26 protein-coding genes are annotated in these 26,422 nt (G+C 39.2%); 10 read left to right on the top strand and 16 right to left on the bottom strand.

The genetic code is table 11. The features are described from left to right. Positions 1–46: 46 nt before the first annotated feature. The 4 genes from G6W45_RS08295 to G6W45_RS08280 are packed head-to-tail and all read left to right on the top strand — an operon-like array spanning position 47 to position 3,060. Positions 47–292: a CBU_0592 family membrane protein gene (locus G6W45_RS08295; protein ID WP_087579327.1), complete on the top strand. Its 246-nt coding sequence runs from the start codon at positions 47–49 to the stop codon at positions 290–292. Further along, entirely contained in the window at positions 289–1,257 is a 969-nt protein-coding gene (locus G6W45_RS08290) for an agmatine deiminase family protein (protein ID WP_194168161.1), read from the top strand. The genes G6W45_RS08295 and G6W45_RS08290 overlap by 4 nt, the downstream gene beginning before the upstream one ends. Before the next feature lie 2 nt (positions 1,258–1,259). After that, positions 1,260–2,186 carry a cation diffusion facilitator family transporter gene (locus tag G6W45_RS08285; protein ID WP_194168160.1) on the top strand — a complete coding sequence of 309 codons (927 nt, stop codon included), beginning with the start codon at positions 1,260–1,262 and terminating at the stop codon, positions 2,184–2,186. Between the two features lies 1 nt (position 2,187). Beyond that, positions 2,188–3,060 (top strand): carbon-nitrogen hydrolase, encoded by an 873-nt coding sequence (locus G6W45_RS08280; RefSeq protein ID WP_194168159.1) that lies wholly within the window; start codon positions 2,188–2,190, stop codon positions 3,058–3,060. A gap of 26 nt (positions 3,061–3,086) precedes the next feature. Here the strand turns inward: G6W45_RS08280 and G6W45_RS08275 are convergent, their stop codons facing one another. From G6W45_RS08275 to G6W45_RS08260, 4 genes are read right to left on the bottom strand one after another with little or no spacing between them, the layout of a single operon-like run. Beyond that, positions 3,087–3,752 carry a phosphate ABC transporter ATP-binding protein gene (locus tag G6W45_RS08275; RefSeq protein WP_194168158.1) on the bottom strand — a complete coding sequence of 222 codons (666 nt, stop codon included), beginning with the start codon at positions 3,750–3,752 and terminating at the stop codon, positions 3,087–3,089. Continuing rightward, positions 3,721–4,578 carry a PstA family ABC transporter permease gene (locus G6W45_RS08270; RefSeq protein WP_194168157.1) on the bottom strand — a complete coding sequence of 286 codons (858 nt, stop codon included), beginning with the start codon at positions 4,576–4,578 and terminating at the stop codon, positions 3,721–3,723. The genes G6W45_RS08275 and G6W45_RS08270 overlap by 32 nt, the downstream gene beginning before the upstream one ends. After that, positions 4,565–5,422 carry a phosphate ABC transporter permease subunit PstC gene (pstC, locus tag G6W45_RS08265; RefSeq protein WP_194168156.1) on the bottom strand — a complete coding sequence of 286 codons (858 nt, stop codon included), beginning with the start codon at positions 5,420–5,422 and terminating at the stop codon, positions 4,565–4,567. The genes G6W45_RS08270 and pstC overlap by 14 nt, the downstream gene beginning before the upstream one ends. Positions 5,423–5,426: 4 nt before the next feature. Beyond that, entirely contained in the window at positions 5,427–6,299 is an 873-nt protein-coding gene (locus G6W45_RS08260) for a phosphate ABC transporter substrate-binding protein (RefSeq protein WP_194168155.1), read from the bottom strand. A gap of 315 nt (positions 6,300–6,614) precedes the next feature. Here G6W45_RS08260 and G6W45_RS08255 point away from each other — a divergent pair, with 315 nt between their 5' ends. Then, positions 6,615–7,556: a TAXI family TRAP transporter solute-binding subunit gene (locus G6W45_RS08255; protein ID WP_194168154.1), complete on the top strand. Its 942-nt coding sequence runs from the start codon at positions 6,615–6,617 to the stop codon at positions 7,554–7,556. Between the two features lie 83 nt (positions 7,557–7,639). Next, positions 7,640–9,706: a TRAP transporter permease gene (locus G6W45_RS08250; RefSeq protein ID WP_194168153.1), complete on the top strand. Its 2,067-nt coding sequence runs from the start codon at positions 7,640–7,642 to the stop codon at positions 9,704–9,706. A 145-nt stretch (positions 9,707–9,851) separates the two neighbouring features. Here G6W45_RS08250 and G6W45_RS08245 read toward each other — a convergent pair whose 3' ends face one another. The 3 genes from G6W45_RS08245 to G6W45_RS08235 all read right to left on the bottom strand — a co-directional run bounded on the left by G6W45_RS08245 (position 9,852) and on the right by G6W45_RS08235 (position 12,365). Continuing rightward, a complete protein-coding gene (locus G6W45_RS08245) occupies positions 9,852–10,337 on the bottom strand; it encodes a tetratricopeptide repeat protein (protein WP_021091236.1) in 486 nt (161 codons plus the stop codon). Positions 10,338–10,407: 70 nt separating this feature from the next. Further along, positions 10,408–11,070 (bottom strand): M48 family metallopeptidase, encoded by a 663-nt coding sequence (locus G6W45_RS08240; protein WP_194168152.1) that lies wholly within the window; start codon positions 11,068–11,070, stop codon positions 10,408–10,410. Beyond that, positions 11,046–12,365 carry an MATE family efflux transporter gene (locus G6W45_RS08235; protein ID WP_194168151.1) on the bottom strand — a complete coding sequence of 440 codons (1,320 nt, stop codon included), beginning with the start codon at positions 12,363–12,365 and terminating at the stop codon, positions 11,046–11,048. The genes G6W45_RS08240 and G6W45_RS08235 overlap by 25 nt, the downstream gene beginning before the upstream one ends. 103 nt (positions 12,366–12,468) lie before the next feature. Here G6W45_RS08235 and abc-f point away from each other — a divergent pair, with 103 nt between their 5' ends. From abc-f to G6W45_RS08215, 4 genes are all read left to right on the top strand, one after another. Continuing rightward, the gene (gene abc-f, locus G6W45_RS08230) at positions 12,469–14,400 is read left to right on the top strand and encodes a ribosomal protection-like ABC-F family protein (protein ID WP_194168150.1); all 1,932 of its coding nucleotides are present in this window, start codon (positions 12,469–12,471) and stop codon (positions 14,398–14,400) included. Between the two features lie 43 nt (positions 14,401–14,443). Continuing rightward, the gene (locus G6W45_RS08225; protein WP_194168149.1) at positions 14,444–15,958 is read left to right on the top strand and encodes a DKNYY domain-containing protein; all 1,515 of its coding nucleotides are present in this window, start codon (positions 14,444–14,446) and stop codon (positions 15,956–15,958) included. Continuing rightward, complete coding sequence (locus G6W45_RS08220) at positions 15,958–17,403, top strand: DKNYY domain-containing protein (RefSeq protein ID WP_194168148.1); 1,446 nt, start codon at positions 15,958–15,960, stop codon at positions 17,401–17,403. Before G6W45_RS08225 ends, G6W45_RS08220 begins: the two co-directional genes overlap by 1 nt. A 126-nt stretch (positions 17,404–17,529) precedes the next feature. After that, on the top strand, positions 17,530–19,470 hold the full coding sequence (locus G6W45_RS08215; RefSeq protein ID WP_194168147.1) for a BCCT family transporter: 1,941 nt from the start codon (positions 17,530–17,532) through the stop codon (positions 19,468–19,470). A 357-nt stretch (positions 19,471–19,827) separates the two neighbouring features. On the opposite strand, the gene modD is transcribed toward G6W45_RS08215, so the two are convergent. The 9 genes from modD to G6W45_RS08170 are packed head-to-tail and all read right to left on the bottom strand — an operon-like array spanning position 19,828 to position 26,420. Continuing rightward, entirely contained in the window at positions 19,828–20,661 is an 834-nt protein-coding gene (gene modD / locus G6W45_RS08210; RefSeq protein ID WP_194168146.1) for a ModD protein, read from the bottom strand. Position 20,662: 1 nt separating this feature from the next. Next, the gene (locus G6W45_RS08205; protein WP_103583443.1) at positions 20,663–20,923 is read right to left on the bottom strand and encodes a helicase; all 261 of its coding nucleotides are present in this window, start codon (positions 20,921–20,923) and stop codon (positions 20,663–20,665) included. Positions 20,924–20,935: 12 nt separating this feature from the next. Then, on the bottom strand, positions 20,936–22,399 hold the full coding sequence (locus tag G6W45_RS08200) for an alanine/glycine:cation symporter family protein (RefSeq protein ID WP_196780163.1): 1,464 nt from the start codon (positions 22,397–22,399) through the stop codon (positions 20,936–20,938). 14 nt (positions 22,400–22,413) lie between these two features. Beyond that, positions 22,414–24,489 (bottom strand): heavy metal translocating P-type ATPase, encoded by a 2,076-nt coding sequence (locus G6W45_RS08195; RefSeq protein WP_194168184.1) that lies wholly within the window; start codon positions 24,487–24,489, stop codon positions 22,414–22,416. Further along, positions 24,473–24,796, bottom strand: a complete 324-nt coding sequence (locus tag G6W45_RS08190) for an oxidoreductase (protein WP_084110081.1) — start codon at positions 24,794–24,796, stop codon at positions 24,473–24,475. Before G6W45_RS08190 ends, G6W45_RS08195 begins: the two co-directional genes overlap by 17 nt. Next, the gene (locus G6W45_RS08185) at positions 24,796–25,110 is read right to left on the bottom strand and encodes a magnetosome protein MamC family protein (protein ID WP_072594358.1); all 315 of its coding nucleotides are present in this window, start codon (positions 25,108–25,110) and stop codon (positions 24,796–24,798) included. The genes G6W45_RS08190 and G6W45_RS08185 overlap by 1 nt, the downstream gene beginning before the upstream one ends. A 9-nt stretch (positions 25,111–25,119) precedes the next feature. Then, entirely contained in the window at positions 25,120–25,422 is a 303-nt protein-coding gene (locus tag G6W45_RS08180) for a hypothetical protein (RefSeq protein WP_242039088.1), read from the bottom strand. Between the two features lie 31 nt (positions 25,423–25,453). Then, complete coding sequence (locus G6W45_RS08175; protein ID WP_084042189.1) at positions 25,454–26,104, bottom strand: ferritin-like domain-containing protein; 651 nt, start codon at positions 26,102–26,104, stop codon at positions 25,454–25,456. Then, positions 26,097–26,420, bottom strand: a complete 324-nt coding sequence (locus G6W45_RS08170; protein WP_021091233.1) for an HMA2 domain-containing protein — start codon at positions 26,418–26,420, stop codon at positions 26,097–26,099. The genes G6W45_RS08175 and G6W45_RS08170 overlap by 8 nt, the downstream gene beginning before the upstream one ends. Positions 26,421–26,422: the final 2 nt, after the last annotated feature.

The raw sequence follows: 26,422 nt of genomic DNA, 5'->3' as shown, positions 1-26,422 counted from the left end.
TAGATATGATCTTGCTTTAAATTTAAGCTTGCAAAAAGGATAAAATTTGATCGATCTTTTTCAAATCATCGGTTTTTTAGGGATGATTTGCATCGTGATGGGCTACTTTTTACTTCAGATCGGCCGCCTAAATAGCCGTGATCTAGCCTATCAGATAATAAATTTAGTAGGTGCGGTGCTACTTATCATCTCGCTTTTTGTGCACTTTAACCTCGGTTCATTTTTGATAGAGGTCTTTTGGATATTCATTACGATTTATGGAATTTATAAAATTTACAAGGAGAGAGCGTGAGAGCATATGCAGAGTGGGAAGAGCAGGAGCTTTTGTTTTTATCGCTGCCACATAGTAAGAGCGACTGGGAGCCTTATTTAGAGGAGATTTTGACGAGCTATGAGGAGCTTGTGGTTGCTATCGTGCCATTTCAAAAGGTGGTGCTCATCTGCCCTGATGAGGCAAATTTTGCTAGGTTTAAGAAATTTAAAAATGTAGAGTTTGTAAAGCTTGATACTGATGATACTTGGATCAGAGACTACGGCATGATCGATGTTTGCACTGAAGACGGCGTAAAGAGTTACGACTTTAAATTTAACGCTTGGGGCGGTAAATTTAAGAGCTCAAAAGATGATGCGATAAATTTAGAGCTAGCTAAAATTTACAAAACCAAGCTTGAGCCAGTTGATATGATACTAGAGGGTGGAAGTGTCGAGTTTAACGGAGATGGCGTGCTTTTAACCACCTCAAAATGTCTGCTAAATGAAAATAGAAACAAAGCACTTAGCAAAGAGCAGATCGAAGAAAAACTAAAAAATTTATTTGGACTAAAGCGTATCATCTGGCTTGAAAATGGCTTTATAAAAGGCGATGACACAGATAGCCACATCGACACTTTAGCGCGTTTTATCACGCCTGATACTATCGCTTACGTAGCTTGCAATGACAAGAGCGATGAGCACTTTGATGAGCTTAAAATGATGGAAGATGAGCTTAAAAAAACTGGCTTTAAGCTACTTGCTCTGCCACTACCAAAACCTAAATTTTATGATGGCAAAAGGCTTGGATGCACCTATGCAAACTTTATCTTTATAAATGGCGCGCTAATCGTGCCAACATATAATGACGAAAACGATGAAAAGGTGCTAAATTTACTAGCCCAGGCGCTGCCAGATAGAAAGATCATCGGTGTAAATTCGCTAGTTTTTGTGCGCCAAAATGGCTCGCTTCACTGCTCAAGCCAAAATAGATACAAAAGGGCTTAGCCTTGTCAAGTCCGTTTGATTATGAGTTTAACCGCATAAATAAGCAGGAGTGCACGCAGGGCGAAAATAAGGCAGTTATCGCGGCTGGAGCTTGCGCCTTTTTGCTCGCGCTTGTGAAATTTACAGCTGGGCTTTTTAGCGGCTCGGTCGCTGTGCTTGGCTCGGCGATTGACTCGATGCTTGATTTTATTGTCTCGCTTTTAAATTTATTTGCGCTTAGAAAGTCAAGAAAACAAGCCGATGAGAGGTTCAACTTTGGCTACACAAAGCTAGAGGCCTTAGCTGCTCTATTTGAGTGCGTCATCATCGTTGTGGCTGCTGGATATATATTTTATGAGAGTGTTAAGAAATTTAGTGAGCCAAATTTAGAGATAGACCTTGGTTTAAGCCTTGGCGTGATGGTCTTTTCGGTCATAGTGACGCTATGTTTGGTGCTATTTTTGAACCAAATTTCTAAAAAAAGTGGCAACCTTATCATAAAAGCAGACGCGCTGCACTATAAGATCGACCTTTTTAGCAACCTTGCAGTCATCATCTCGCTACTTATCATTAAATTTAGTGGATTTGTGATGATAGATGCGATCTTTGGTATCGTGATAAGTGGCTACATCGCTCAAAGCGCTATAAATTTAGGTAAAGACGCCTTTGGTATCTTGTTGGATCACGCAGCAAGCCCTGAGGTCACAGATGAGATCATCAAGATGATAAAGGCAAAGCAGAGAATTTCAGACTTTCACTATCTAAACACAAGACAGAGCACAAATACCATATTTTTAACGCTGCATTTAGTTTTTGACAAAGATATCTCACTTTACGATGCGCACGAGGTGGCCGACTCACTTGAAGCCGAGATAAGGGAGAAATTTAGGGATTATTCGTGGCAGATAACCACGCATTTAGACCCATACAACGATAAAGAAGGGAAATGAGATGAAAGTAGCACTACTTCAACAAGAATTTAAAGGCACAAAAGAGGCGACCATCGCAAAGACACTTGAGCTAATCAGCGAGGCAAAAAAAGGTGGCGCTGATCTAGTTGTCTGCCAAGAGCTGCACCAGACGCAGTACTTTTGCCAAAGCGAGGATACAAATTTCTTTAATCACGCAAATGACTGGCAAGAGGACGTCGCTTTTTGGGGCAGGGTAGCAAAAGAAAATGGCGTTGTTTTAGTCACTTCACTATTTGAAAAGAGGGCTGACGGACTTTATCACAACACCGCTTTTGTCTTCGAGCGTGACGGCAGCGTGGCTGGCAAGTACCGAAAAATGCACATCCCTGATGACCCTGGATTTTACGAGAAATTTTACTTCACACCTGGTGACATTGGCTTTGAGCCAGTTGAAACCAGCCTTGGCAAGCTTGGCGTTTTGGTCTGCTGGGATCAGTGGTATCCAGAAGCAGCAAGGCTGATGGCGCTAAAAGGGGCGAAAATCCTCATCTATCCAACGGCTATTGGCTGGTTTGAAGGCGATAGTGATGATGAAAAGTCAAGACAGCTTGAAGCGTGGGTGGCGGTGCAAAGAGGTCACAGTGTGGCAAATGGCCTGCCAGTTGTTGCAGTAAATCGTGTGGGCTTTGAAAAAGATGATAGCGGCGTGATGGATGGGATAAAATTTTGGGGAAATAGTTTTGTTTTTGGGCCACAAGGCGAGCAGCTTTTCCGTGCAAATAGCACAGATGAGCTTTGCAAGATCGTTGAAATAGATATGAAAAGAAGTGAAGAAGTGCGAAGAATTTGGCCATTTTTAAGAGATCGCAGGATCGATGCCTACGCAAATATCACAAAGAGGTTTATCGACTAAATTTAGAGCTAGAAATTCTAGCTCTTTTAAAATGTAAATTTCTTATCTACGATGCGAACTATCCTGCCGCCAAGCCTTTTTGCCTGCTCTTCATTGTGCGTGGTGATGATGATGGTGTATCTTTGCGACAAGCTTTTTAAAAGCTCCTCTACGATCAAAATATTTTTCATATCAAGCGATGAGCAAGGCTCGTCAAGCATGAGCACTTCAGGTTTTGTAGTTAGCATCCTTGCGATGCAAAGTCTTTGCTTTTGACCACCAGAGAGCTTGCTAGCTGGCATATCTAGGTCACTTATTTCACCTAGTAAATTTACGCTTTTAAGTAGCTCTTCTACCCTTTTTTGCTTATCTTTTATGCTGCCCTCGTAAAATTCCATCGCATAGGTCAAATTTCTTTCTACGCTAAAGGGAAAGAGTGTGGCATCTTGAAAGAGTATGGCTAGTTTTCGTCTCAGCCAAATTTCGCCCTTAATTTTAATATTTTCACCTTTAAATAAAATTTCTCCGCTATATCTGCCACCCTTTTGCTCTAAAAAGCCATTTAGTGCCGAAAGAAATGTTGATTTGCCACATCCTGAGCTACCCATTAGGCAGATGATCTCGTTTTCGGCGACGTTTAAATTTAGATCTTTTAAAATTTCATTATCTTGGTAAAAGATACTAAGATCTTTTATGTTTAAAATATCTGGCAATTTTCTCTCCTATATCAAATAAAACTACGGCTGAAAGCAGGTGCAAAATGATCAATATAAAAATGAGCACAAGCGCCGTGGCATAGGCATTTTGCGTTGCGACTGACTGGCTTAGGAGCATGTGCAGGTGAAAAGGCAGTGCCATAACTGGCGAGAGCAGGCCTTCTGCCTTTGCCATAAAAACGACCCCTGTTAAAAGTAGTGGCGCAGTAGCTCCTATGGCGTAGCTGCCAGCTAGTATCAAGATCGATATGATATTTTTCCTAATAGTTGGCAAAACCAGCTTTCTAGCCATGAAATTTTTATCAACACCAAGCGCAAAGCTATCTCTTAACATCTTCTCATCGATCTGCGAGATTACCTTTTCAACGCTTACTTCAACAAACGGAAAGACCATCAAAGCAAGCGTAATGCTAGCTGTTAGTAGGCTTTTAGGGATATCAAGACTAACGATAAAAAGCCCATAAACAAACATCCCAAGCAAGATAGAGGGTATGGAGGCCATCGTTTGGATGATAAATTTAAGCCCAAGTTTGATCGTGCTAGAGGTGCAGTAAATTTGCCTATAAATGGCGCAGCTAACGCCAAGAAGTGCAGAAAATATCATAGATAGTATCATCAGCAAAAATGAGCCTACGATAGCGTTTCTTATGCCGCCACTCTCACCTAAATTTAAACCTTGCGGATTTTTGATTAGAAAGTCTAAATTTATCTGAGAGATGCCATTTGCAAAGATGAAATAAAATATCCAAAATATCACCGCGACCACTATAAATACGCAAAGATAGGCATAAAATTTGACTATAAAATCTTTAAAAGCGTTCATTGTTTTTCTCAAATTTAAATATAAAAATATTTAGCATAAATATAAAAACAAGCAGGACAAATCCGCTTGCAATAAGAGCGTGATAGTGCAAGCTGCCAGCCTCGCTCATACCCATTTCAAGGGCTATTAGAGATGGTATGGTCTGAGCTTTTGAGAGCAGGTGCGGAAAAAGCGGGGTGTTGCCTATGACCATCATCACAGCCATCGTCTCGCCAGCTGCCCTTGAAAATGCGAGTATAAAGCCTGAAATACTAGCTTTTATGGATTTTCTTAAAATTATTTTTCTTATAAAATATCCAGTGCTTACGCCAAGCGCGTCTGAGTTTGTTTTGAAATTTTGCTTTAGCAAATCGACGCTTTGGAGCAAGTGCGAGGTAAAAAAGGGCAGTATCATGACGCTAAGTATGAGGCTAGCTGCCAAAACTGACTCGCCAGCGGACATTTTTAGCCCTGACTCTAAAATTTTTATAACTGTGTAAAGCGCGAAAAATCCATATATGATAGAGGGTATGCCAGCTAGTATTCGTATCATCCAGTCTAGCACATGCCTAAGCCAGGCACTCGCAAAAAAGCATATAAATATAGTAACGCCAAGCGAGATAAAAAATGAAAATATGCAAGCTAGAAACGCAACTGCGAAATTTGCGATTAGGATATTAAACAGCCCAAAGCTAAAAGGCTCCGTGCTAACGTCCCAGTCGCCATTTAGTAAGAAGTCAAAAAGGCTTACTTCTGCAAAAAAACTCGTGGAATTTAGCAGTAAAAACCCCACAAGTAAAAGCAAAAGCATGGCGGATAAAAGTGTAAAAAGATATACCCCGCCTTTAAAAATTTGCCCTGTCATTAGACTATTTTACTGGTATAAATCCCATTTTTTCGATAGTCTTTTGACCTTCGGCTGAATTTAGCACATCAACAAAAATTTGCTCACTCTTGCTTAGATCGCCACTTTTTACAATGATGAGCGGGCGAGAGATGTAGTATTTGCCATCAACTATATTTTTAACAGTTGGCTCGACGCCATCAACGTTTAGCGGTATTAGCTTGCCTTTGTTTTGGTTTGTGATACCAAAAGATGCGTAGCCAATAGCGTTTTTATTTTCGATTATTTTTGAGACAAGCGCGCCCATAGAAGGTGATTGGATGACGTTTTTGCTAACTTTGATATCTTTCATGATCTTTTTTTGAAATACCTCGTGAGCACCGCCACCAAGATCTCTTGTAACTACGACTATTTCGTCATTTGGTAGGGATTTGTCAAGGTCACTCCACTTTTTGTACTCGCCTGAGAAAATTTTGACGATCTCGTCTTTGCTTAAATTTCCGCCCTTTAGCTTTATCACCTCATTTTCTGGGTTTACAGCCACGCAAAGTGCGTCTATGCCAAGCGTATAGGCTTTCATATCCTTGATCTTTGCCTTTTCGCTATCTTTTATATCGCGAGCTAGCATGCCAAAGTCAGCGACATGATCAAGTACAGCTTTTACGCCAGCGCCAGAACCACCAGCTGAGACAAAAATGGTGATATTTTTGTTTGGCAAAGAGCTATCAACCTTGTCCCAAGTCTCGTACTTTTCAATAAAGTCGGTTGAAATTTTAGCAATAACTGGAGCCAGAGTAGATGAGCCACTAAAGCTAACCTGCGTTTTCTCGTCTGCACCAGAAGCGAAATTTAAAGATAAAAGCAGCATAGAAGCAGCCAACATAAGTGATTTTTTCATGAAAAACCTCCAAAATTTGATTGTTATTAACATTTATAAAAGCTATTGATTAGTTGTAAATTTGCAACAGTTTTTCTAAAACTTAGAACTGCGGTGGATTATACAATAAAAAACGATATTTAAATAGCCGGTTTATCAAATTTATTTTGGCTGATAAAGAAATATAAATTTAATCTTAAGAAAATATTTTTTTAAGTCTTGATTGTGTAGAATGGTTGCAACTTTACTAAAACGGCATGAAAATATCATATCAAATAAGGTAAAAAGCTAAATTTATAGAATAAAATAGCCTTAAATTTCTTGAAAGGATCTTAGATGAAAACTACTTCTTTGGCACTTGCTGGCTTGCTTTTAGCAACAACTCTTTCAGCAAAAGAATTTATCAGTATCGGTACTGGCGGCATGACAGGCACTTATTATCCGATAGGTGGAGCGATTTGCCGTTTAGCAAACAAAAATACTAATGTAAAATGCTCAGTCCAATCAACTGGCGGCTCGGTTTACAACGTAAATAACGTTTTGAAAAAAGAGCTTACATTTGGCTTTGTTCAAAGTGACGTTGTCTATGATAAATTTAATGGCACTGGCAAATTTGACGGAGCAAAAGATGAAAATTTACGCTCAGTAGTTGCTATCTATCCAGAACTTCTTGCATTTGTTGTAGCAAAAGATAGTGGTCTTACAAGTAATCTTGCTTCATTTGCAGGTAAAAAATATAACGTCGGAAACCCAGGCAGTGGCAACGAAGTGAGCACGCTTGAAGTCTTTAAAGCAAAAGGCTTTGACGTTTCAAAACTAGGATACCGCGGCGTTTTAACAGTTGGCGAATGCCCACACGCACTAAAAGATAAAAAGATAGACGGATACAGCTTTGTCGTCGGTCACCCAACTGCAAATATTACTGATGCTGCGACATCTTTGCCGATTGATATCCTAAATATCGAAGGCAGCGAGATCGATAATCTTCTTAAAGAGAAGCCATATTTTGCAAAAGGTGTGATCCCAAAAGGCTCATATGATGGCGTAGATCACGATGTAAATACTATCGGTGTAAAAGCTGTTTTGGTAACTAATAAAGATACAAAAGATGAGGCTGTAAAAGCTGTGATAAAAGCTATTTTAGACAACTTTGATGAGTACAAAACTCTTCACCCAGCGCTAAAATCAGTAAACAAAGAAGATCTTGTTCAAGGTCTTTCAGCTCCGCTTCACCCAGCTGCAGAGGCTGCATTTAAAGAGGCTGGCATCTTAAAATAATCCATTTCCAGGGGTTTTTGCCTCTGGATAAAATTTAAATATACAAATTTTTAATTTATATATTTAAATTTTAAAGGAGAGAGATGAACGAAGTCAAAGACAACGAAGAACAATTTGTCGAGGTAAAAACAAGGGAGATAAATAGCAATTTTTACAACTATTTCATTGCGATCGTATGCTTTTCTTGGTCAGTTTTTCAGCTTTATATAGCTTATTTTCCGCTAAATACAAACATTTCGCGCTCGATACACTTAGCCTTTGCGGTTGGTCTTGTATTTTTGCTTTATCCAGTCACTTTTCATAAAAAAGCACATTCTAGTTTGCCATTTTACGATCTGGTCTTTTGTGTGGTAGGCGTTGTTGCCGTGCTTTATCCAGCGGTTTATTTTTATGAACTAGCTGATAGGACAGGGGACTACATCACGCAAGATATTGTCATATCGTTTTTAGCGATCATTGTCTTGCTCGAGGCTGGCAGGCGTGTCATGGGACCAGCACTTCCAATTATTTGTATATTATTTTTAATATATGATCACTTTGGCCCTTATATGCCAGACATCATCGCTCATCAGGGTGCCAGCTTTGAAAAGATCGCAGGCCATATGTTTTTGACAACTGAGGGTGTCTTTGGTGTGCCTATCGGAGTTAGCGTTAGTTTTATCTATCTTTTTGTTCTTTTTGGCTCATTGCTTGAGAGGGCAGGTGCTGGGCAATATTTCATAAATTTAGCTTTCTCTCTTCTTGGAAAATATAGAGGCGGTCCAGCTAAAGCCTCGGTCATCGCAAGTGGTCTAACTGGTATGGTTTCAGGAAGCTCCACTGCAAATGTTGTAACAGTTGGTACATTTACCATACCACTTATGAAAAAAGCCGGTCTTTCACGCACAAAAGCTGGAGCCATCGAGGTTGCAGCTGGCGTAAATGGACAGCTTATGCCTCCGATCATGGGCGCAGCTGCCTTTATCATCGCTGAGTTTTTGGGCATGACATATACAAATGTTATGATGGCAGCGGTAATTCCAGCTTTTGCTTGCTATTTGTCACTATTTTTTATTGTTCATTTGGAGAGCGTCAAGCTTGGCTTAAAAGGTATAAATCAAAGCGAATTTCACTCAAGATTTAAAATTTTTGTAAGCGGACTTCACTATATAACTCCGATTTTGATTTTGCTTTATACGCTATTAATCGCAAAAGAATCGGCCATCGCTGCGGCATTTAATGCGATTGGATTTTTATTTTTAATAATGATCTTTCAAGAGCCAGTTAAAAAACTAGCAAGTGGCGAAAAAGTTGGAATAAATGATGCGTTAATAGGCTTTGAAGATATATTTTGGGCGATGGTTGCAGCCGCAAAAAGTATGACAACGATCGCTATAGCAACCGCTCTTGCAGGTATTATCGTGGGTTCTATCTCTCTAACTGGCCTTGGCCAAGTGCTTTCAGATCTAGTTGAGTTACTTGCTGGTGATAATATAGTTATGATATTGCTTCTTACTGCTATGATGTCGCTAATACTAGGAATGGGTCTTCCAACGACGGCAAACTACATCGTAGTTTCAAGCCTTGTGGCACCTGTTATTTTATTTTTAGCGCACAAAAATGGCTTTTTAATCCCAGCCATTGCTGTGCATCTTTTTGTCTTTTACTTTGGAATTTTAGCTGATGATACGCCACCAGTTGGTATCGCAGCTTATGCAGCAGCTGGCATTGCTAAAGCAAATCCTATAACTGTTGGCGTTCAAGGATTCTTTTACGATCTAAGAACGGCGATCTTGCCATTTGCTTTTTTCTTTAACAACAAACTTATGCTAATAGAAAGCGTAAATGAGGGCGATCCGCTTGATTCAAAAGGGATCGTTTGGATGAGCAATCCGCTTGAAATTTTACTTGTCTTTGGTATGGCGATCGTGGGAATGTTTGCATTTTCAAGCTTACTTCAAGGCTACTATGTCACAAAGCTTAGAATTTGGGAACGTATTCTTTTGATTCCAGTTGTGCCACTAGCTCTTGTGCCAAATATATGTGCGAAATTTAATCTTATACCAAACGAATACACTGCTTATATCGTAGCTGCTGTACTTTATGGATTTGTTTTTATGACTCAATGGGGCATTAAAGATAAACCACTTGATCAAATAAAAATAATCTAATCTTAGGCAAGAGTACTCTTGCCTAAATTTCTAATATAAATTTTTTAGGGCTACCTTTATACTTTGGATAATTTCTATTTAAAATAAGTGTTTTTGGATTTTTTGTTTAAGGATAAAAGAATTTTTAGGCTCGTAAGCCTAAAAATTATAGTTGTTTTGAGCGTCTTAGATCGCCTGCAAATTCGCAAGACATCTTATCGCCTAATTCGCAGCCTTTTACTAAAAATTCATAAGCTTTTTTAAATTCTTTAGCTTCTATCAAGATAGAACCTACCATCTCGCAAGAATATCCATCATTCTTATCACAAGCTTTATTAAAAAGTTCTCTTGCTTTTTGTGGCTCAGTATTTAGATAAAGTCCACCAGCTGCCGAACAACCTTCAACCTCACCAGCTTCGCAAGCTTTGTTATAGTACTCTAAGGCCTTGCTTGGATTAGGTAGAGCTGTTTTTCCTAGTTGGTAAATCGCTCCAACTTTTACGCAAGATTTTACATCATTTGCTAAACATCCTGCTTCAAATTTAGCCAAAGCTTCTTTAAAATTTGAACCAGCATAGGCTTTTAAGCCATCTTCAAAATCGCCTGCGAAAGCACAAGCAGCTAAAAGCGAAACAAGAATCATTTTTTTCATTTAAATTTCCTTTTGTAAAATTTCTCGCAATTTTATCATATTAAATTTACACTTACTTGATGAAAAATAATTACGCTTTTAAAATTTGCTCTTGCTTTCTATAATCAGGCATGATTTTTTCTATAAAATCGTAAAAACTTTTTTGATGATGCGGATAGAGTAGGTGTGTTAGTTCGTGAAGAACGACGTAGCGCACGGCTGAGAGTGGCTTTTCTATGAGTCTTAGGCTTAGGTTTATATAGCCTTTTTTATGATTGCAGCTGCCCCAGCGAGTTTTGCTATTTCGTATGACTATACGCTTGATTGGCTTATTTATAAAAGGCTGAAAATGGCTTACAAGCTCTAAAAATAGCTCTTTTGCTCTTGTTTTTTTGAAACACTCAAGACTTTTTAAATTTGGCGTAAAGACAAACTCGCCATCAAAAAATGGCTCTTTAAAATTTTCATCAAATTTTATCTTATAAATTTGCCCAAGAAATTTCATCTCATCATCTTTTGGTAAATTCAAAAGAGCTTTTTTATAAGTATTTTCAAGCCAAATTCTGTGCATCTCAAGAAAACTAAGAGCCATCTTGTGTGTGCTGTAAAATGGCATAGATAGCGTGATCTTAGCATCCTTGCCAACTCTTAAACGCATGGATTTTACATTTGTTTTAAAATTTATTAAAACGTTTAGCCCATAAAAGTCTAAATTTATGCTCTTTTGCTTTAAACTAGGCGTTTTTCTTGCCATTTTTTACTTCTCCAGCGCCACGTATTTGCAAGGCCTCTTAACCATTCATCAGCACAAAACCCTATCCAAACGCCGATAATTCCCCAGCCAAGATAGATGCCTAAAAAATATCCAAGTGGCAGTGAAAGCCCCCACATAAAGATAAGCCCGGTTGCTAGTGGAAATTTCGCGTCACCGCTTGCACGAAGGGCATTTACGATGACTATATTAAAGGTTCTGCCCGCTTCAAGAAATATCGAAAGTGTAAAAAGTGGTAGCATGATCGCACGTAAATTTTCATTTAAATTTAGTGCGTCCATGATTTGATACTTTAGTGCATAAGCTATAAGCACGACTACTAGCGTGATAAAAACTCCAAGTCTTAGCGCTCTAAATGTCCTTGTATAGGCCTCATTAAACTCGCTTGCTCCAACTAAATGCCCAACGATGACCTCGTTTGCCACGCTGATGCTTGCTCCACAAAGCAAGATAAGAAGCGTGATCTGAAAGTAAATGGTCTGCACGCTAAGGCTAGCCTCGCCCATGCTTGCCACAAAGCCAAAAGCGACCATGTATTGCGCCATCCAGAGTAAATTTTCGCCTGCACTTGGAAGGCCAATTGAGAGAATTTTCTTTAAAATTTCAAATGGCACGACAAGTAGCTTTTTAAAGTAAATTTTAACTTTTGCCTTTTGACTTAGCATATAAGCTAGCACAAAAATGCCTACCAGTCTGCCAACAAGTGTCGAAATAGCTACACCTTGCAGACCTAAATTTGGCAGATCAAACCAGCCAAAAAGGGAGATAGCGTTGCCTAAAATCGTAATTACGTTCATTAAAACCGAAGTTAGCATAACAGCAGTTGCTAGGTTATAAACACGAAGTACTGCAGCTAGCACCATGCCGATGCCATCAAAAAGTAGGGCAAAGCCAAGGATGTGAAGATATGAGAAGCTATCATTTATAAGCTCTTTTGGCACGTTTAGTAAATTTAAGATGTTGTAGCCAAAGACGTAGATGACGATAGCTGAGAAGATGCCAAAGAGCGTATTTGACGTGATACTTGCGTGTATGACGTTTGAAGCAAGATCGTTCTTTTTAGCTCCAAGTGCTTGGGCGACGACGACTGAACAGCCAATGCTTAGGAAGTTAAAAATGGTCATAAAAAGATCCATTACTTGATTGCCAGCACCCATTGCACCAACTAGATGCACGCTCACTTTTGTCACCATGTAGGTGTTGATGATGAGTGTAATGAAGTGTAAAAACATATCTAAAAATATCGGAACTACGAGTTTTCTCATAGATAAGTTCATTAAATTTTCCTTAATTATTTTAAAATTTTGGCGATTATAGCCAAAATTAGGTTTTAGCTCCCTTTTTGATATAATCGCGAGAAATTTAAAAAATGAGAGAAAAATGGCATTAATCGACCTGATAGGCGTAAGTAAAAAATTTGGCGCAAACGAGATTTTAAACGCTGTAAATTTTAGTGTAAATGAAAATGAGAAAATAGCGATCATCGGTAAAAATGGCAGCGGTAAAAGCACACTTATGAAGATCATCTCTGGCGAGGTGGCAGTAGATAGTGGTAGACGCATAGTGCAGAGCTTAATAAGCATCGAGATGTTAGCTCAAACTCCAAATTTTAACGCAACTTTTACCGTAAGGCAGGCACTAAATAACGAGCTAAAAGAGATATTTGATGCGATAAGCGAATATGAAAAGAGCGGTGTTTTACTAGCAAATGATCCTGAAAACAAAGAAATTTTAAAAGAGCAAGAGAGGCTTTTAAAATTTATAGAGGCAAAGGACGGCTGGAATATCGAGCATAAGATCGAGCGAATTTTGCAAGAATTTAAGCTAAAAGAGTATGAAAACAGACCCATTTGCTCGCTAAGTGGCGGCGAGATCAGGCGTGTGGCACTAGGCGCGCTCATCCTTAAAAAGCCAGATGTACTGTTGCTTGATGAGCCTACAAACCACCTTGATGTCTATATGGTCAAATTTCTTGAAGATATGCTTAAGGTCTCAAATCAAAGCATAGTTTTTATAAGCCACGATAGATACTTTATAGACTCGCTCGCTACTAGGTGCGTTGAGGTCGAGGATGCAAGCTTAAAAAATTTCGAGGGCGGATATGCAAACTATCTAACCAAAAAAGAGGAGATTTTAGCAAGCCTTGCAAAGTCGCATGAGACGCTACTAAAGCAGCTAAAGGCCGAAGAGGAGTGGCTAAGGCGTGGCGTAAAAGCTAGGCTAAAGCGAAACGAGGGTAGAAAAGAGCGGGTGCTTGCTATGCGCGAGGAGGCCAAGAAAAACCCAGGCGTGATAAGGCGCGTGAGGCTTGAGCTAGAGCGTGCGAGTAAAAATTTCAACCAAACGCAGAGCCAAAACCGCAAAAAAATGCTCTTTGAGTTTAAAAATTTAAGTAAAAGTATAGACGGCAAGGTGCTTTTTGAAAAATTTGACGCAAGGGTTTTGCAAGGCGAGAGGATCGCCATTGTGGGGCGTAACGGTAGTGGAAAGAGCACGCTGCTTAAAATTTTGCTAGGGCTTGAAAAGCCAAGTAGCGGAGAGATAAAAAGAGGTGAGGTGAGCATCGGCTATTTTGATCAAGCTAGAAATGTCCTTGATGATGACAAGAGCCTAATAGAGACATTTTGCCCAAATGGCGGCGATCACGTGCTGGTTCGTGGGCGAAATATGCACGTCTATGGCTATCTTAAAAATTTCCTCTTTCCAAAGGAATTTTTAGATAAAAAGATAGGCGTTTTAAGTGGCGGAGAGAAAAACCGCGTCGCGCTTGCAATGCTTTTTACCAAAACTTACGACGTGCTGGTGCTTGACGAGCCGACAAACGACCTTGATATAGCAACTATCAACATCTTAGAAGACTACTTGCAAAGCTTTGAGGGGGCTATCTTGCTAGTTAGCCACGATAGATATTTTGTCGATAAGATGGCAAATAAGCTTTGGGCGTTTGAGGGCACAAAGATAAATGTCTTGCACGAGGAGTATAGCGTCTATTTGGAGCTTGAAGATGAGATGAAAGAGCTTGATAAATTTGAAAAAGAGCTAACAAACAGCCAAAATGAAGCCAAACAAAAGAGTAAAACCGGCGCAAAACTAAGCTACAAACAAACGCAAATTTTAAACACATATCCAGATAAAGTTTCAGCCCTTGAAGCAAGAGTAGCCGAGCTAAATGAGGGACTAAGTGATCCAAAAATTTATCAAGAAGTGGGGCTAACTAAGCTTTATGAAGAGCTTGAAAAGGCAAAAGCTGAGCTTGAATGCCTAGAAAATGAGTACTTTGAAGTGCTTGAGATCGCCGAGGCACTGGAGTAGGGAAGATAAAGTATCGCAAGATGAAGTCATTTGCAGGTTTAAAATGATAAAAAAATACCCAATAATTGTCATAGTGCTACTTTTTGCTTTTATCTTGCTTGGTATTTATATATTTATGTTTATTTCCGCTGGCTATATAGATGAAGATAGAGAAAAATTTAAAGATATAAGAGGCAGTGTGTTTTATACCACCGAAGATGACAAGGTCTATGCCATGGTACCAAGCGGCGGTAAATTTGAGCTAATAGGCGTGAGGGCCAGTAAATTTAGATACATTGACACCGGCAAATACGACAACAGAAACGTTGGCGCTAGCGATGAGGCTGTATATTGCGGTAACCTCGTGATGAGTGGGCTTGATCCAAATGGCGTTAGAGCGCTTGGCAATGGCTATTTTGGTGACGGCAAGATTACATACTTTTGCGATAGCGTAAGCGAGACAAACCTCGAAATATCCGCACTTAAAGAGTTTTGGGACATTGTCTCGCACAAAATGTTTAACACCCCAAAAGCGCAAACCCATATCTATAAATTTAGGCAGGTTGATAACGCAAATTTAGCAGCGATCTTGGGCTTTGGCTACGCAAGTGACGGAGTAAAGGTCTATCATGAGGGCAAAGAACTAGAGGGCGCAAATGCCAGTAAGATGCGTTATATAGAGCAGATATCTGGCAGAAAGAGCGTGCATTTTACGACTGATGGGGAAAATGTCTATTATGACAGCACAAAGCTAGGGATCAAATTTAGCCCGCAAATACGTGATATCGGCGAGATATGGCGCATTCACTATCTTTATGAGCCAAATTCTGGCATGGTCTATGCAAATGATCATGAATTTGACCCAAAATTTGCCCCATACGAGCCACTTTTTAACCTAGAAGATAAGCACTCCTATCACGCTCTTTTTCGCGGCAAAGGCGGGATCTATCACTGGGAGCGAAAGTGGCAGTGGTATAACAGCATAGATGAGGGTGAGTTTGTAAGAGACGGCGATGATCCATTTAAGGGCGAGATAACGCCGCTATATGGCGACGTGGTGATAAGTGATGGCAAGACATATTTTTTAAAAACCTATGAAATTTGGCACAACACAAAAAATAACCACAGCCTAAGCTCACGCCACACGTGTATCGTTAGGCTTGATACAAAAGAGCAGTGGCGAAAGATAGGGTTTGTAAGAAACGATAGCTACGGAGCGGTCTATGCAAACGGCGATAAGACATATTATTTTGATAACGTCGGCTACGGCTGGCATTTTAACAGCAGCGTTTATGATATAAACGACCTTGGTGTGGTTGAAATTCTCACTCGTCCTTATGGCTCAAATGTTAAGAATTTAAAACTTGATGAGATAGTAAAAATGGTAGATCAAGGCGCTATGGTGCCAGCTGAGGGCGAGGTGGTGATCGATGCGATAAGCGACTTTGATGATTACTCGCAAAAATATGCTTACTGGATATTTTTAGCCATCGCATTTATAGTCTCGGTAGTTGGCGCTATTTTTAAAAACAAAAAGCAAAAAAGCGAGCTTAAAAAAAGGGTGGATGATTATAGATAATGAGAAAAATTACTATTAGGTTTGTTTATTTTTTAGTTATCTTGACGCTATTTTTTGTTTTGGCGATGCTTTATCTATGGCATGAGGGCGAGTATCAAAGAGGCTTTGCAAACATTGATAATAGCGAGTTTTACCGCTCGCCCGAGGGTAAAATTTACGTTCAAATTTCAGGTAGCGGCAAGTATGAGCTAAAAGGCGCTCATAAGGCTAGTTTTAGGGTCTTAAAGCTAAAACACGCGTATGATTACTCAAACGTGGCGGCTGATAAAAATCATGTCTATTGCGCTAGAGAAATTTTGCCTGGTCTTGATCCAAACAGCACCAAAGTGCTTGGCAATGGCTATATAAGTGATGGCAAGATAAGCTATTATTGCGCTACTAGAAGCGAGAAAGAGCCAGGATTTAGCGAATTTGGCGCCATTATGAAAAACCTTGTTCACGTTTTTATAAAAAGCTACGATGATAGCCCATATTTTTATAGGACAAAAAGGGTTGAAAGCGCAAATTTAGAGCCTATCTTTGACGCTGGTTTTGCAAGAGACGGCAGCACGCTTTACTACAAGGGCGAAAAGATAGACGCAGATCCTAGCGAGCTAAGATACATTACTACAGAAAGCGGCGCTGCTAGTGGATATTATACAGATGGCAAAAGCTTGTTTATGGGCTTTTATAGGCTTGATGCAAGCTACTCAGATGAGACGCGCCGGATATGCTACGATGCTAAGCATGATATAGAATATCTTTTTGAGCCAAAAAGTGGGGCGGCGTTTGCAAATGAGTATAAATTTAGTACCCAAAATATGCCTTATAGCGCCATTTATAGCGTGGATAATGTGCACTCGTTTTGGCCTCTTTTTGCCAGCAAAGATGGGATTTACTTTTGGGATGGCAGTAAAAACGAACAAACTAAAATTTCAGACTACCAGCTAAAAGGCGAGCTAAAAAGGCTCTATGCTGACGTTTTTGTAGATGATAGCTCAGCATATTTTTTACAGCAAGGCGAAGAGTGGCAGCGCTCAAAGCATGGCAGGCACTTAGTGGCACAAACGGTCTCTTTATATAAATTTTCCCCAAGCAGCTCTTGGCGTGAGATAGGGTTGGTAAAAGATGGCGAGTATGGCGCAGTCTATGCAAACGGCAACAAAGTCTATTTTTTTAGCAGTATAAAGCCATTTTATGGCATTAAGCATAGCGTTTATGAGGTGGCTGATCTTAGTGTAATTGAAATTTTAACAAGGCCGTCTAAAGAGCTTAGCGCAAAAGATATCAGCCAGATGATAAAGCGCGGCGAGCTAGTGGAGGCAAGCGGCGAAGAGGTCGCAAGGTCGAGGATAGAGTTTGACTCGCCAAAGATCATCTTGTATATTACATTTGGCATCGCTTTTTTCGTCATAGTGCTAACAACTCTTGCAAAACCAAAGAGAGATAAAAGAGACTTGAGATAAATTTCAAAGTGGCTATTTTTGGTGGCTGAAGCTTAAAATTTTATAAAAAATTTAAAGATAAAATTTGACCTATTTACTCTTTTTTGTTAGTTTGAAAAGAAGCTGACATTACAAAAAGGAGGAAAAATGATCAAATTTCAAAGATCAAAATTTAATAATTCAGTATTTATCCCATCGCTTATTGTCATAGTTTTAATAACAGCGTTTGCAGCGATATTTCCAAATTTCTCAAATGAATTTTTTAAGGGTATGCAAGATTACATCTCGGCAAAATTTGGCTGGTTTTACATCCTAGCCGTAGCCGTCATACTTCTTAGCGTCATCATCCTTGGCTTTAGCAAGCTTGGCGAGATCAAACTAGGAGCCGATCACGTAAAGCCAGAGCATAAAAATATCTCGTGGTTTTCTATGCTTTTTGCCGCTGGTATGGGCATAGGTCTAGTATTTTTTGGTGTGGCTGAGCCGCTTATGCACTATCTAAACCCACCAGTTGGTGACCCGCAAAGCGTCGCTGCAGCAAAGCTTGCGATGAATATCACTTTCTTTCATTGGGGCATGGGGGCATGGTCAGTTTATGCTATCGTGGCGCTAACACTTGCTTTTTTCTCGTATAGGCACGGCTTGCCACTCACGCTTAGATCGGCGTTTTATCCGATAATTGGCGATAAAATTTATGGCAAGATAGGCAATGCTATTGACACATTTGCCGTCGTGGCGACCCTTTTTGGCGTGGCGACATCGCTGGGATACGGCGTACTTCAGGTAAATGCTGGCCTTACGCACGTTTTTGGTCTGCCGACCATGCATATCACGCTTCTTATCGTGCTTTGTCTGGCTGCGACCGTCTCAGCGGCAAGTGGCGTGGATAAGGGCATTAAGATCTTATCAAACGCAAACATCGCGCTAGCTATATGTTTTATGTTTTTGATACTGTTTTTGGGCGATACGACGCAGCTTTTAAAGTCATTTGTGCAAAACAGCGGTGACTACGTCTCTACGCTCATTTCAAACACATTTAATCTCTACGCCTACGAGAGGCAAAACGAGAGCTGGCTTGGCGGCTGGACGCTGCTATACTGGTCTTGGTGGCTATCTTGGTCGCCGTTTGTGGGGCTATTTATCGCTAAAATTTCAAAAGGCAGGACGATAAGAGAATTTGTCATAGGCGTGCTTTTAGTGCCAACTGGCTTTACTTTTGCTTGGATGAGCTTCTTTGGCAACTCAGCTATCGCGCTTGTGCAAGGCGGCTTTAGCCAGCTAGCAACCACCGTAAATTCTGACTCAGCCTCAGCACTATTTATGTTTTTAGAAAAATTTAGCTTCTCAGGTGTGCTAAGCGTGATCGCAGTCTTTATGATCGTCATATTTTTTGTAACTTCTGCTGACTCTGCAGCGATCGTTATGAACATGCTTTGTTCAAACGGCAAAGACGATACACCAGTTTGGCAAAAGGTCTTTTGGGGCGTTGCAGTGGGCATCGTGGCGGCATTTTTGATGCTAGCTGGCGGACTTGCCTCACTTCAAGCGCTTACTATCACCACAGCACTGCCATTTGCGATCGTGCTACTTGGCGCTATTTACGGGCTATTTAAGGCTTTGCGCGTGGATCTAACCAAAAAAGAGACAAATAACTTTAGTAATATGCCTCTTAGCGATCTTTCAAAGCCATGGCAAGAGCGCCTAAGTGCGATCATCACGCTTCCAGGCAAGAAAGATGGCAAGAGATTTTTAAACGAAGTCGTGCTAAAAGCATTTAATGAGCTAAAAGAGGAATTTGCTAAAAACGGCCTTGAAGCAAAGGTCATAAATGGCAAAAATTTTGTAAATTTAAACGTTGGTCTTGGCGATGAGATGGATTTTAGATATGGCGTTTATCTTACTAAAAGCCAGAGCCCAGACTACACCAGAGAGCTTGACGGCGATGATCTTTACTATAGAGCTGAGGTCTATCTAAAAGAGGGCGGTCAAGACTACGACGTGCTTGGCTGGAGCGAAGCCACGCTGATAAATGACGTCATCGAGCAATACCGCAAACACATGCAGTTTTTACACGTCGTTAGAGAGTAAATTTGAGTGAAATTTGCCTGGAATTTGAAAATTTCTAGGCAAATTCTAAATTTTACTCACTCGTTATCGTTTGTTACTGAATTTAAAAGCGTGATATACTTGTTTGTAAATTTTAAAATTTGATTGAGTTTTATGCACGTGGTGTAAAGCAAGATATGAGTGTCCTTATTTTTTAGAGAAAACAAATTAGAAAATTTAACTTTATTAGTTTGTATTTTTGCTTGTAGCTATGAGATAAATTTGAAATAAAAAATGTTAATTTTTTGTTGCGTATCGTTCAAATTCCAGAGCCAAAATGCATTTTCTGTAAATTTTTAACTTTGATAGATGTTTTGCTGTATCGGTCATTGTAAAAATTTATAAAATCTCAAGTCTGGTGCTGATATCAGCAACGCCTTTTGAATACATCGCTGATGTTACTATCGCATCGGCATTTGCGTAATCTTTTGCATTTGATAAATTTATACCACCGGCTGCTAGGATAATGGTATTTGGCGAAATCTCATCTCTTAAAGAGAGTACATTTTCGATGAGCTCTGGACTAAATTTATCACACTGCACAACGTCGCAATTTGCTTTTAAAAGCTTGCTTGCTTCGTCTAAATTTTCAGCTTCAACGCAGATTTTTTTCTCAACCATTTTGGCTTTAAATTCTGGCAAAAGAGATGCAAACTCATCAAAATTCGCATAAGCTTTTATATGATTTTTAAAAAATAAAATGCTATCACTAAGCCCAAGCCTATGCATTTTACCGCCACCTTCAAGTACCGCTTTTACGCAAAATTTCTTAGCAAATGGAAAACCCTTTCTGGTTGCTAAAATTTCACATTTTTCATTGACGTACTTTGTGGCATTTACCATTTTATTTGTATAAGTTGCGATGGCACTGGCATATTCTAGTGCGACTTGAGCTAGTTTCCAAGCTTTATGCACATTTTCATAGCTGCCATAAATTTTTATGATTACATCGCCAGCCTTGCAAATTTGAGAATTTTGCATAAAAATTTCACTCTCGCACCCAAGTAGCCTCGCAACACTTGCGGCCACATCAACGCAGCTAACACAAATTTCATCACGTGAATAAATTTCAAGTGAGGCATTTTTATCGATATTTTGAAGCGACGTAGTAAGATCAAAATAAGGTATATCTTCATTTATATAGCTTAGAATTTCTACGTCGCTAAGTATCATTTTATGCCTTTTTTACCTCATTTTTTGCTTTTATTATCATTTTTTTAAAGATTCCATTGTCATAAAGCCCAGCGTGATAAAGGGCAAAACAAGTAAATGCAATGCCTGAAGCAACGTGAAATTTCTTAATACTTTTATTTCTTTTCATAAAAAGGGCGCTTAAGCAAACTGAGGCTAAAGTGATGCCCATACCGACTTTTGATACTTGTCTATGAGTGTTTATATCAAGTAGTTTGCCACTTATTTTTGTATCGTTTTTCAAATTCTTCTCCATTTAGTTTTTGTTCCAGCAACTTGTATTTTTGATGCCAAGACTTTCTGGGTCAAATTCTGGATTTTGCCCAGCTTTTCTTTGAGCTTCGTAGTCTTTGACTGCTATTATCACTACTTTTGAAAGTAAGAATATGGCGATAATATTAATAGTTGCCATTGCAGCCATTGTGATATCAGCGATATTCCAAGCGAGCTTTAAATTCATCTGAGCACCAATAAATATCATAACGACAGCTGTTATCTTAAATAGCAATGTAAGCTTGTGGTTTTTGGTTAAAAATTTCATATTTGCCTGAGCGTAGTAGTAGTTGCCAATAAGCGAAGTGATGGCAAAAAGTACGACTGCAAGAGTGGTAAAATGAACTCCAAATTCACCAAAATACTCTTTCATAGCGGCTTGAACGAGAGGAAGTGCTGTTAGCACCTCACCACTTGATCCAGTTTGCTTCGTAAGATAGGCCTGTGAAAATAGCACGATCATACCAGAAGCGATACATATAGTCATGTCTATAAAGACTGCCATTGCTTGAACTAGGCCTTGTTTTACTGGGTGGCTAGTATGTGCTGCAGCTGCTGCGTTTGGAGCTGAACCCATACCAGCTTCGTTAGAGAAAAGGCCTCTTTTGATACCTATTACGATCACGCTACCGGCAAATCCGCCAAATATGGCTTTAAAATCAAAAGCATTTTCCAAGATCATCTTGATAACATCAGGAATTTCTTTGAAATTTAAAACGATAGCAATAAGTGCTAATGAGATATAGGCAAGTGCCATAAAAGGCACGATGTATGAGCTTACTTTGCCGATGATGTGACTTTTACTAAAAAACATTACCGCTGCAAATGCCGTAAGTATAAGGCCGATGCCAACAGGTAGACCGCTTTGTGCAAAGCTAACGTTGCTACCAGCTTTGTCGTAGTAAATTTCAAAGGCTGATGTCATGGTATAGCTTTGAAGCCCGTTAAAGCCGTATGCGTAGGTGATGATGAGAATAACCGCAAAAAGCGAAGCTAGCCACTTTATGCCAAGGCCATTTTTGATGTAATAAGCTGGACCGCCTTTAAATCCAAAAACGTCTTTTGTCTTATAAATTTGCGCTAACGTACTCTCTATAAAAGCTGAAGCTGATCCTAAAAAAGCCATCAAACACATCCAAAAAAGAGCACCCGGACCGCCCGCGACGATGGCAGCTGAAATTCCAGCGATATTGCCTATACCAACGCGCGAAGCAGTCGAGATCATAAGTGCTTGAAATGGCGTTAAATGGTGCTTATTATACTTGTCCTTTTTTTCTACTAAGACTCTGCAAGCCTCAAAAAACATCCTAAACTGCACAAAACGAGTCAAATAACTAAAATAAATTCCCGTAGCCACAAGAATAATGACTAAAAAATATCCATATAAAAAGTCGTTGGCTACGTCCATTTTGCCGTTTAAAAAATTTAAGAAACTATCAAGCACCATCTACCCTTTCAAATTTATTTTGATTTGAATTTTACGCCCTTCATTGAATTTAATAAAAGCCAAATCGTTGTGCCATTATGAAGCATGGCAGTTGCTATTGGATTTAACATACCAAGTGTTGCAGCACTGAGTATAGCTGTGTTTACACCAACGGTTGAGCGGAAATTTGAGCTAATTAAATCCATTGTTTTATTTGCTAGCTCTTTTACAAGAGCTACGCTCATGATATCATCTTTTAAAAGACTTATGTCAGCCGTCGCTTTAGCTATATCAGCACCTTTGTGCATACTTATGCCAACATTTGCCTTAGTTAGGCTTGGAGCATCATTTATGCCATCTCCCACAAAGGCTACTTTTTTGCCCTCACTTTTTAGCTCTTCGATGATAGCTGCTTTATCTGTTGGTAAGCACTCTGCATAGACTCTATCAAGTCCAAGCTCGCGTGCCACCTCTTCAGCCTTGCTTTTGATGTCGCCGCTTAGCATGACGACCTCTTTTACGCCAAGGCTTCTTAGCTTTTTAACCATATCTTTTGCGTTTTCTCTCATATCATCTTTCATAGCGATGACGCCGACTAGCTCTTTGTCATATCCTACGTAGAGTAAGGTTAAGCCGCTATTTAATGCTTTGCTTATTAAAGCTTCATGAGCTTTAAAACTTATCATCTCGTCATCTTCCAAGAAGTGTCTACTGCCTATAACCACCTCTTTACCGTGCATCGCAGTTTTTACGCCATGAGCTACGATAAATTCAACTTCATCGTGATGAATATGGTGGAAACCACGCTTATTTGCAGCTTCAACTATTGCTTCGGCTACTGGATGAAAGTAGTGCTCCTCGGCACTTGCAGTTAAATTTAATATATCATTTTGAGAAAAGCCCTCTTTAAATGAATAAATTTCAACTACGCTTAGGCGTCCATGCGTCAGAGTGCCGGTCTTGTCAAATACAAAAGTATCAACTGAGCTTAAAGCTTCGATCGCTTTTGCACCTTTTACAAGAATGCCATTTCTGCCTGCTTTTGAGATACTTGATTTAAAAGCAACTGGTGTAGCAAGCTTTAATGCGCAAGAGTAGTCCGCTTGAAGTACGCTAGCAACGCTATTCATATTTTTATTTATAATGTATGAAAGTCCAGCAAGCGAGAGCGTAACAGGCACAAGTTTATCAGCTAGTTTTAACGCTTTTACGCCAATGGCTGATTTTTCATTGAGTGAAGTTTGTATGTACTCTTTGATCCTAGCTGTAGCTGTGTCGCTACCTACATTTTCAGCCCAAATTTTTATCCTACCTTCATCAACCACGGTGCCGCTTATAACACGGTCGCCTCTAGCTTTTGGTATAGGTTCAGCCTCTCCAGTCATTGAGACTTGATTTACATCAGCGTTACCTTCAACGATATAACCATCAACGCCTATCGTCTCACCAGCTCCAACTACTACGATGTCGCCCTTTTTTAAATTTTCGGTTTTTACTTTTTCAAGCGTCTTTTCACCATTTAAATTTCTCTCGACCCAGACTTCTTCGATATTTGGTTTTGCTAGCTCTTTGATGAGATCATCACTTCTGTGACTAGCACTTTCTTCCATATATTCGCCGATATTTATCATCAAATTTGTGCTATTTGCTGCTAAATGATCGCCCATTGCTAGGCTAGTACCAATGGCAGTTGCCTCAAGTACTTTTGAAGTGACGCCCTCATGCCTTAGCTCTTTTGCACCTTCTATTAAATTTGGTGCTGTAGCATAAAGAGTCACGGCTGATTTTAGAGTTTTATTGCTCATAAAAGGCGTTATGCCAAGTGCAGCAGCAGCCTTATAGATATTTGCCTTGCTTGGTAAATTTGGATCTTTTGCCTTTGTTGGAAATTCATAGCTCTCTATAAAGTTTAAAATTTTATCGTAGTTTTTATTGTATTCAACGATAATGCTTTTTGCGTATTTATTTACACGAACACTTAGTGCATCGGTTCGCTCTGAGATCGCAGCCTCGATAGCACTGACGTCGCTTCTAGCGTTTAGGCTCTCGCAAATAAACCTGGCCCTATTTTTACTCTTGTGAGCTAGAGTGATCTTATTTTTGTGAGTCAAGTTCTGCTTTGACATCTTCAAAACGCTCTTTTAGTTCTTCTATGCCAGCATTTATAAGCTCGCCACCTTTGATAATCGCTTTAAATACGCACTCTTGTGCTTTTGGATTAGTTAGTACATAAGCTGCGATACCACCTAAAACCAGACCTTTTACAAAGCCAGCAGCATTAAAATTTTCAGGTACAAATGGTAAATTTTGAGCTGCATTGTTTATTGCATTATCGATTGCGCTTGGCTGAGTAGCTGCTGCATTGTTAGCCGCAGTTTCACTTGTTACGTTTTCTTCATTGATGTAAGGGTTGTTCATTATTTACTCTCCAATTTTATTAGTTTTTCTGCTATCAAAAGACCGCCGATACCAGCTGCTGTAAAAGCTGCTGCATTTAGATATTTTTTTTGTGCTATTAAATTTGAAGCATGAATACCAACAGCACCTACAAAACCACCTGTTACAGCGTATTTCGCTATCTTTTTAGCAACATCTTTTTTAGTCGCTCTATTATTTAGATAGTCGCTAAAGCCAAGTGCAGCTGCACCCATGCCAGCGACTAAAGCACCGCTGATGAAGTGATCAAATGGAAGCCTTGTGCTTGAAAGCGTAAAAAGACTATTTCCTTGCATTCTCTATCCTTATGCTATATCGTTTGGTGTGATAGCTTTTGGAGCAGCTGGCTTTTTAGCGCGTGGTTTTCTTGTTTTCTTTACCACTTTTTCAGCCTCTTTTTCTATTTTTTTAGCACCACGTTTTGCTTTTTTCTCTTCTTTTACTATAAAGTCTTTTGCAACACTTTTACCTTTTTTGTAAAGATCTTTTGCGGCCTCTTTGCCTTTATCAAAGCCATCTTGGGCGTACTCTTTGATCTTATCTCTTTTATTCCAAGCAGCTATTGCTAAACCGCCTACTGCTAAACCTGCTAAAAATGGTAATGCCATTTTAAATCCTTTCTTTGTTTGATTTTGTAAATTATTCATTTTCTTCATCCTTATTAAAATTTTTGCTAACTACTGAAATGCCTAATGCCCCAAGCGCAAGTCCGCTAAAAAACGAGAAATTTGGATTATTGGTTATCTTTGCTAACTCGCTTTTATCAGCCTTGCCACTTGCGATATTTTGCAAGCTTTTAGTTATCTCATTAAAGTCATTTTGATAGTTTTCTAAAATATTTGTTATGCCATTTTGCTCAAAATTTTGTGAAATTTCATTTAAATTTAGCTCATTTTTTATTTCACAGCCACTATAAATTTCTTTTAAGCGTTGCTTTAAAGAGGCAACGTATTCGTTATTTGAAGTAGCCCAAAGTCTAAAAAATAGATCTTTTAGCTCTTCATCATCTAAGCTTTCACAAAATTTTTCATACATTTTATTTAGCTCTAACTCATAGTTTAAAGCTTGTATCAGCGCATCTTCTTTATTTTTTGCTGGCAAAAATATAGCTTCATTTTCGCAAGCAAGCTCATAATCATGCGTACTCGCAAATTTTTCTATCAAGATGATCGCATTTTTTCTGATATTTGCGATCTCGTTAAAAACATCACCAAATGAAGCTAAATTTTCATATAAGCTAAGTGCGTTCTTTTCGCTGGTGTATGATGCATTTAAAAGTTCATTAAGCATATTTCACTTCTTTTGCAACTTCATTTACTCTAGTTGAAATCTCTTCTAAATTTTGCCCTTTTAGAAGATCTTCCCAAAGGTTTTTTGGAAAAATTTCATGATCATATTCGATCGTTACAGAGCCGATTAGCTTGTTAAATTTTACATTTTTTATACCATTTATTTGAGCTATCACATCATCTAGGCTAGCTAAATTTACGCTACTGCTTAGCTCTTTTATCTTTGGACTAACTCTTACTCTTAGTCTACCGTTTGTGTGAGCTATCATTGAAAAATAGCTTGCAACTTGTGCTAAAGTTTGTGTTTTTATATCCATTT

Origin of the sequence: Campylobacter concisus, assembly GCF_015229955.1 — a bacterium.
Taxonomy (GTDB): Bacteria; Campylobacterota; Campylobacteria; order Campylobacterales; family Campylobacteraceae; genus Campylobacter_A; species Campylobacter_A concisus_AT.
The sequence above is the reverse complement of the archived record's forward strand: the minus strand, read 5'-3'. Positions and strand labels throughout refer to the sequence as shown.

What these genes read in the sequence shown, in the direction of transcription:
- G6W45_RS08280 (WP_194168159.1), top strand. Translation starts at nt 2,188, where the DNA reads ATGAAAGTAGCACTACTTCAACAAGAATTTAAAGGCACAAAAGAGGCG.
- G6W45_RS08270 (WP_194168157.1), bottom strand. Translation starts at nt 4,578, where the DNA reads ATGAACGCTTTTAAAGATTTTATAGTCAAATTTTATGCCTATCTTTGC.
- pstC (WP_194168156.1), bottom strand. Translation starts at nt 5,422, where the DNA reads ATGACAGGGCAAATTTTTAAAGGCGGGGTATATCTTTTTACACTTTTA.
- G6W45_RS08260 (WP_194168155.1), bottom strand. Translation starts at nt 6,299, where the DNA reads ATGAAAAAATCACTTATGTTGGCTGCTTCTATGCTGCTTTTATCTTTA.
- G6W45_RS08255 (WP_194168154.1), top strand. Translation starts at nt 6,615, where the DNA reads ATGAAAACTACTTCTTTGGCACTTGCTGGCTTGCTTTTAGCAACAACT.
- G6W45_RS08250 (WP_194168153.1), top strand. Translation starts at nt 7,640, where the DNA reads ATGAACGAAGTCAAAGACAACGAAGAACAATTTGTCGAGGTAAAAACA.
- G6W45_RS08245 (WP_021091236.1), bottom strand. Translation starts at nt 10,337, where the DNA reads ATGAAAAAAATGATTCTTGTTTCGCTTTTAGCTGCTTGTGCTTTCGCA.
- G6W45_RS08240 (WP_194168152.1), bottom strand. Translation starts at nt 11,070, where the DNA reads ATGGCAAGAAAAACGCCTAGTTTAAAGCAAAAGAGCATAAATTTAGAC.
- G6W45_RS08235 (WP_194168151.1), bottom strand. Translation starts at nt 12,365, where the DNA reads ATGAACTTATCTATGAGAAAACTCGTAGTTCCGATATTTTTAGATATG.
- abc-f (WP_194168150.1), top strand. Translation starts at nt 12,469, where the DNA reads ATGGCATTAATCGACCTGATAGGCGTAAGTAAAAAATTTGGCGCAAAC.
- G6W45_RS08225 (WP_194168149.1), top strand. Translation starts at nt 14,444, where the DNA reads ATGATAAAAAAATACCCAATAATTGTCATAGTGCTACTTTTTGCTTTT.
- G6W45_RS08220 (WP_194168148.1), top strand. Translation starts at nt 15,958, where the DNA reads ATGAGAAAAATTACTATTAGGTTTGTTTATTTTTTAGTTATCTTGACG.
- G6W45_RS08215 (WP_194168147.1), top strand. Translation starts at nt 17,530, where the DNA reads ATGATCAAATTTCAAAGATCAAAATTTAATAATTCAGTATTTATCCCA.
- modD (WP_194168146.1), bottom strand. Translation starts at nt 20,661, where the DNA reads ATGATACTTAGCGACGTAGAAATTCTAAGCTATATAAATGAAGATATA.
- G6W45_RS08200 (WP_196780163.1), bottom strand. Translation starts at nt 22,399, where the DNA reads ATGGTGCTTGATAGTTTCTTAAATTTTTTAAACGGCAAAATGGACGTA.
- G6W45_RS08190 (WP_084110081.1), bottom strand. Translation starts at nt 24,796, where the DNA reads ATGAACAACCCTTACATCAATGAAGAAAACGTAACAAGTGAAACTGCG.
- G6W45_RS08185 (WP_072594358.1), bottom strand. Translation starts at nt 25,110, where the DNA reads ATGCAAGGAAATAGTCTTTTTACGCTTTCAAGCACAAGGCTTCCATTT.
- G6W45_RS08180 (WP_242039088.1), bottom strand. Translation starts at nt 25,422, where the DNA reads ATGGCATTACCATTTTTAGCAGGTTTAGCAGTAGGCGGTTTAGCAATA.
- G6W45_RS08175 (WP_084042189.1), bottom strand. Translation starts at nt 26,104, where the DNA reads ATGCTTAATGAACTTTTAAATGCATCATACACCAGCGAAAAGAACGCA.
- G6W45_RS08170 (WP_021091233.1), bottom strand. Translation starts at nt 26,420, where the DNA reads ATGGATATAAAAACACAAACTTTAGCACAAGTTGCAAGCTATTTTTCA.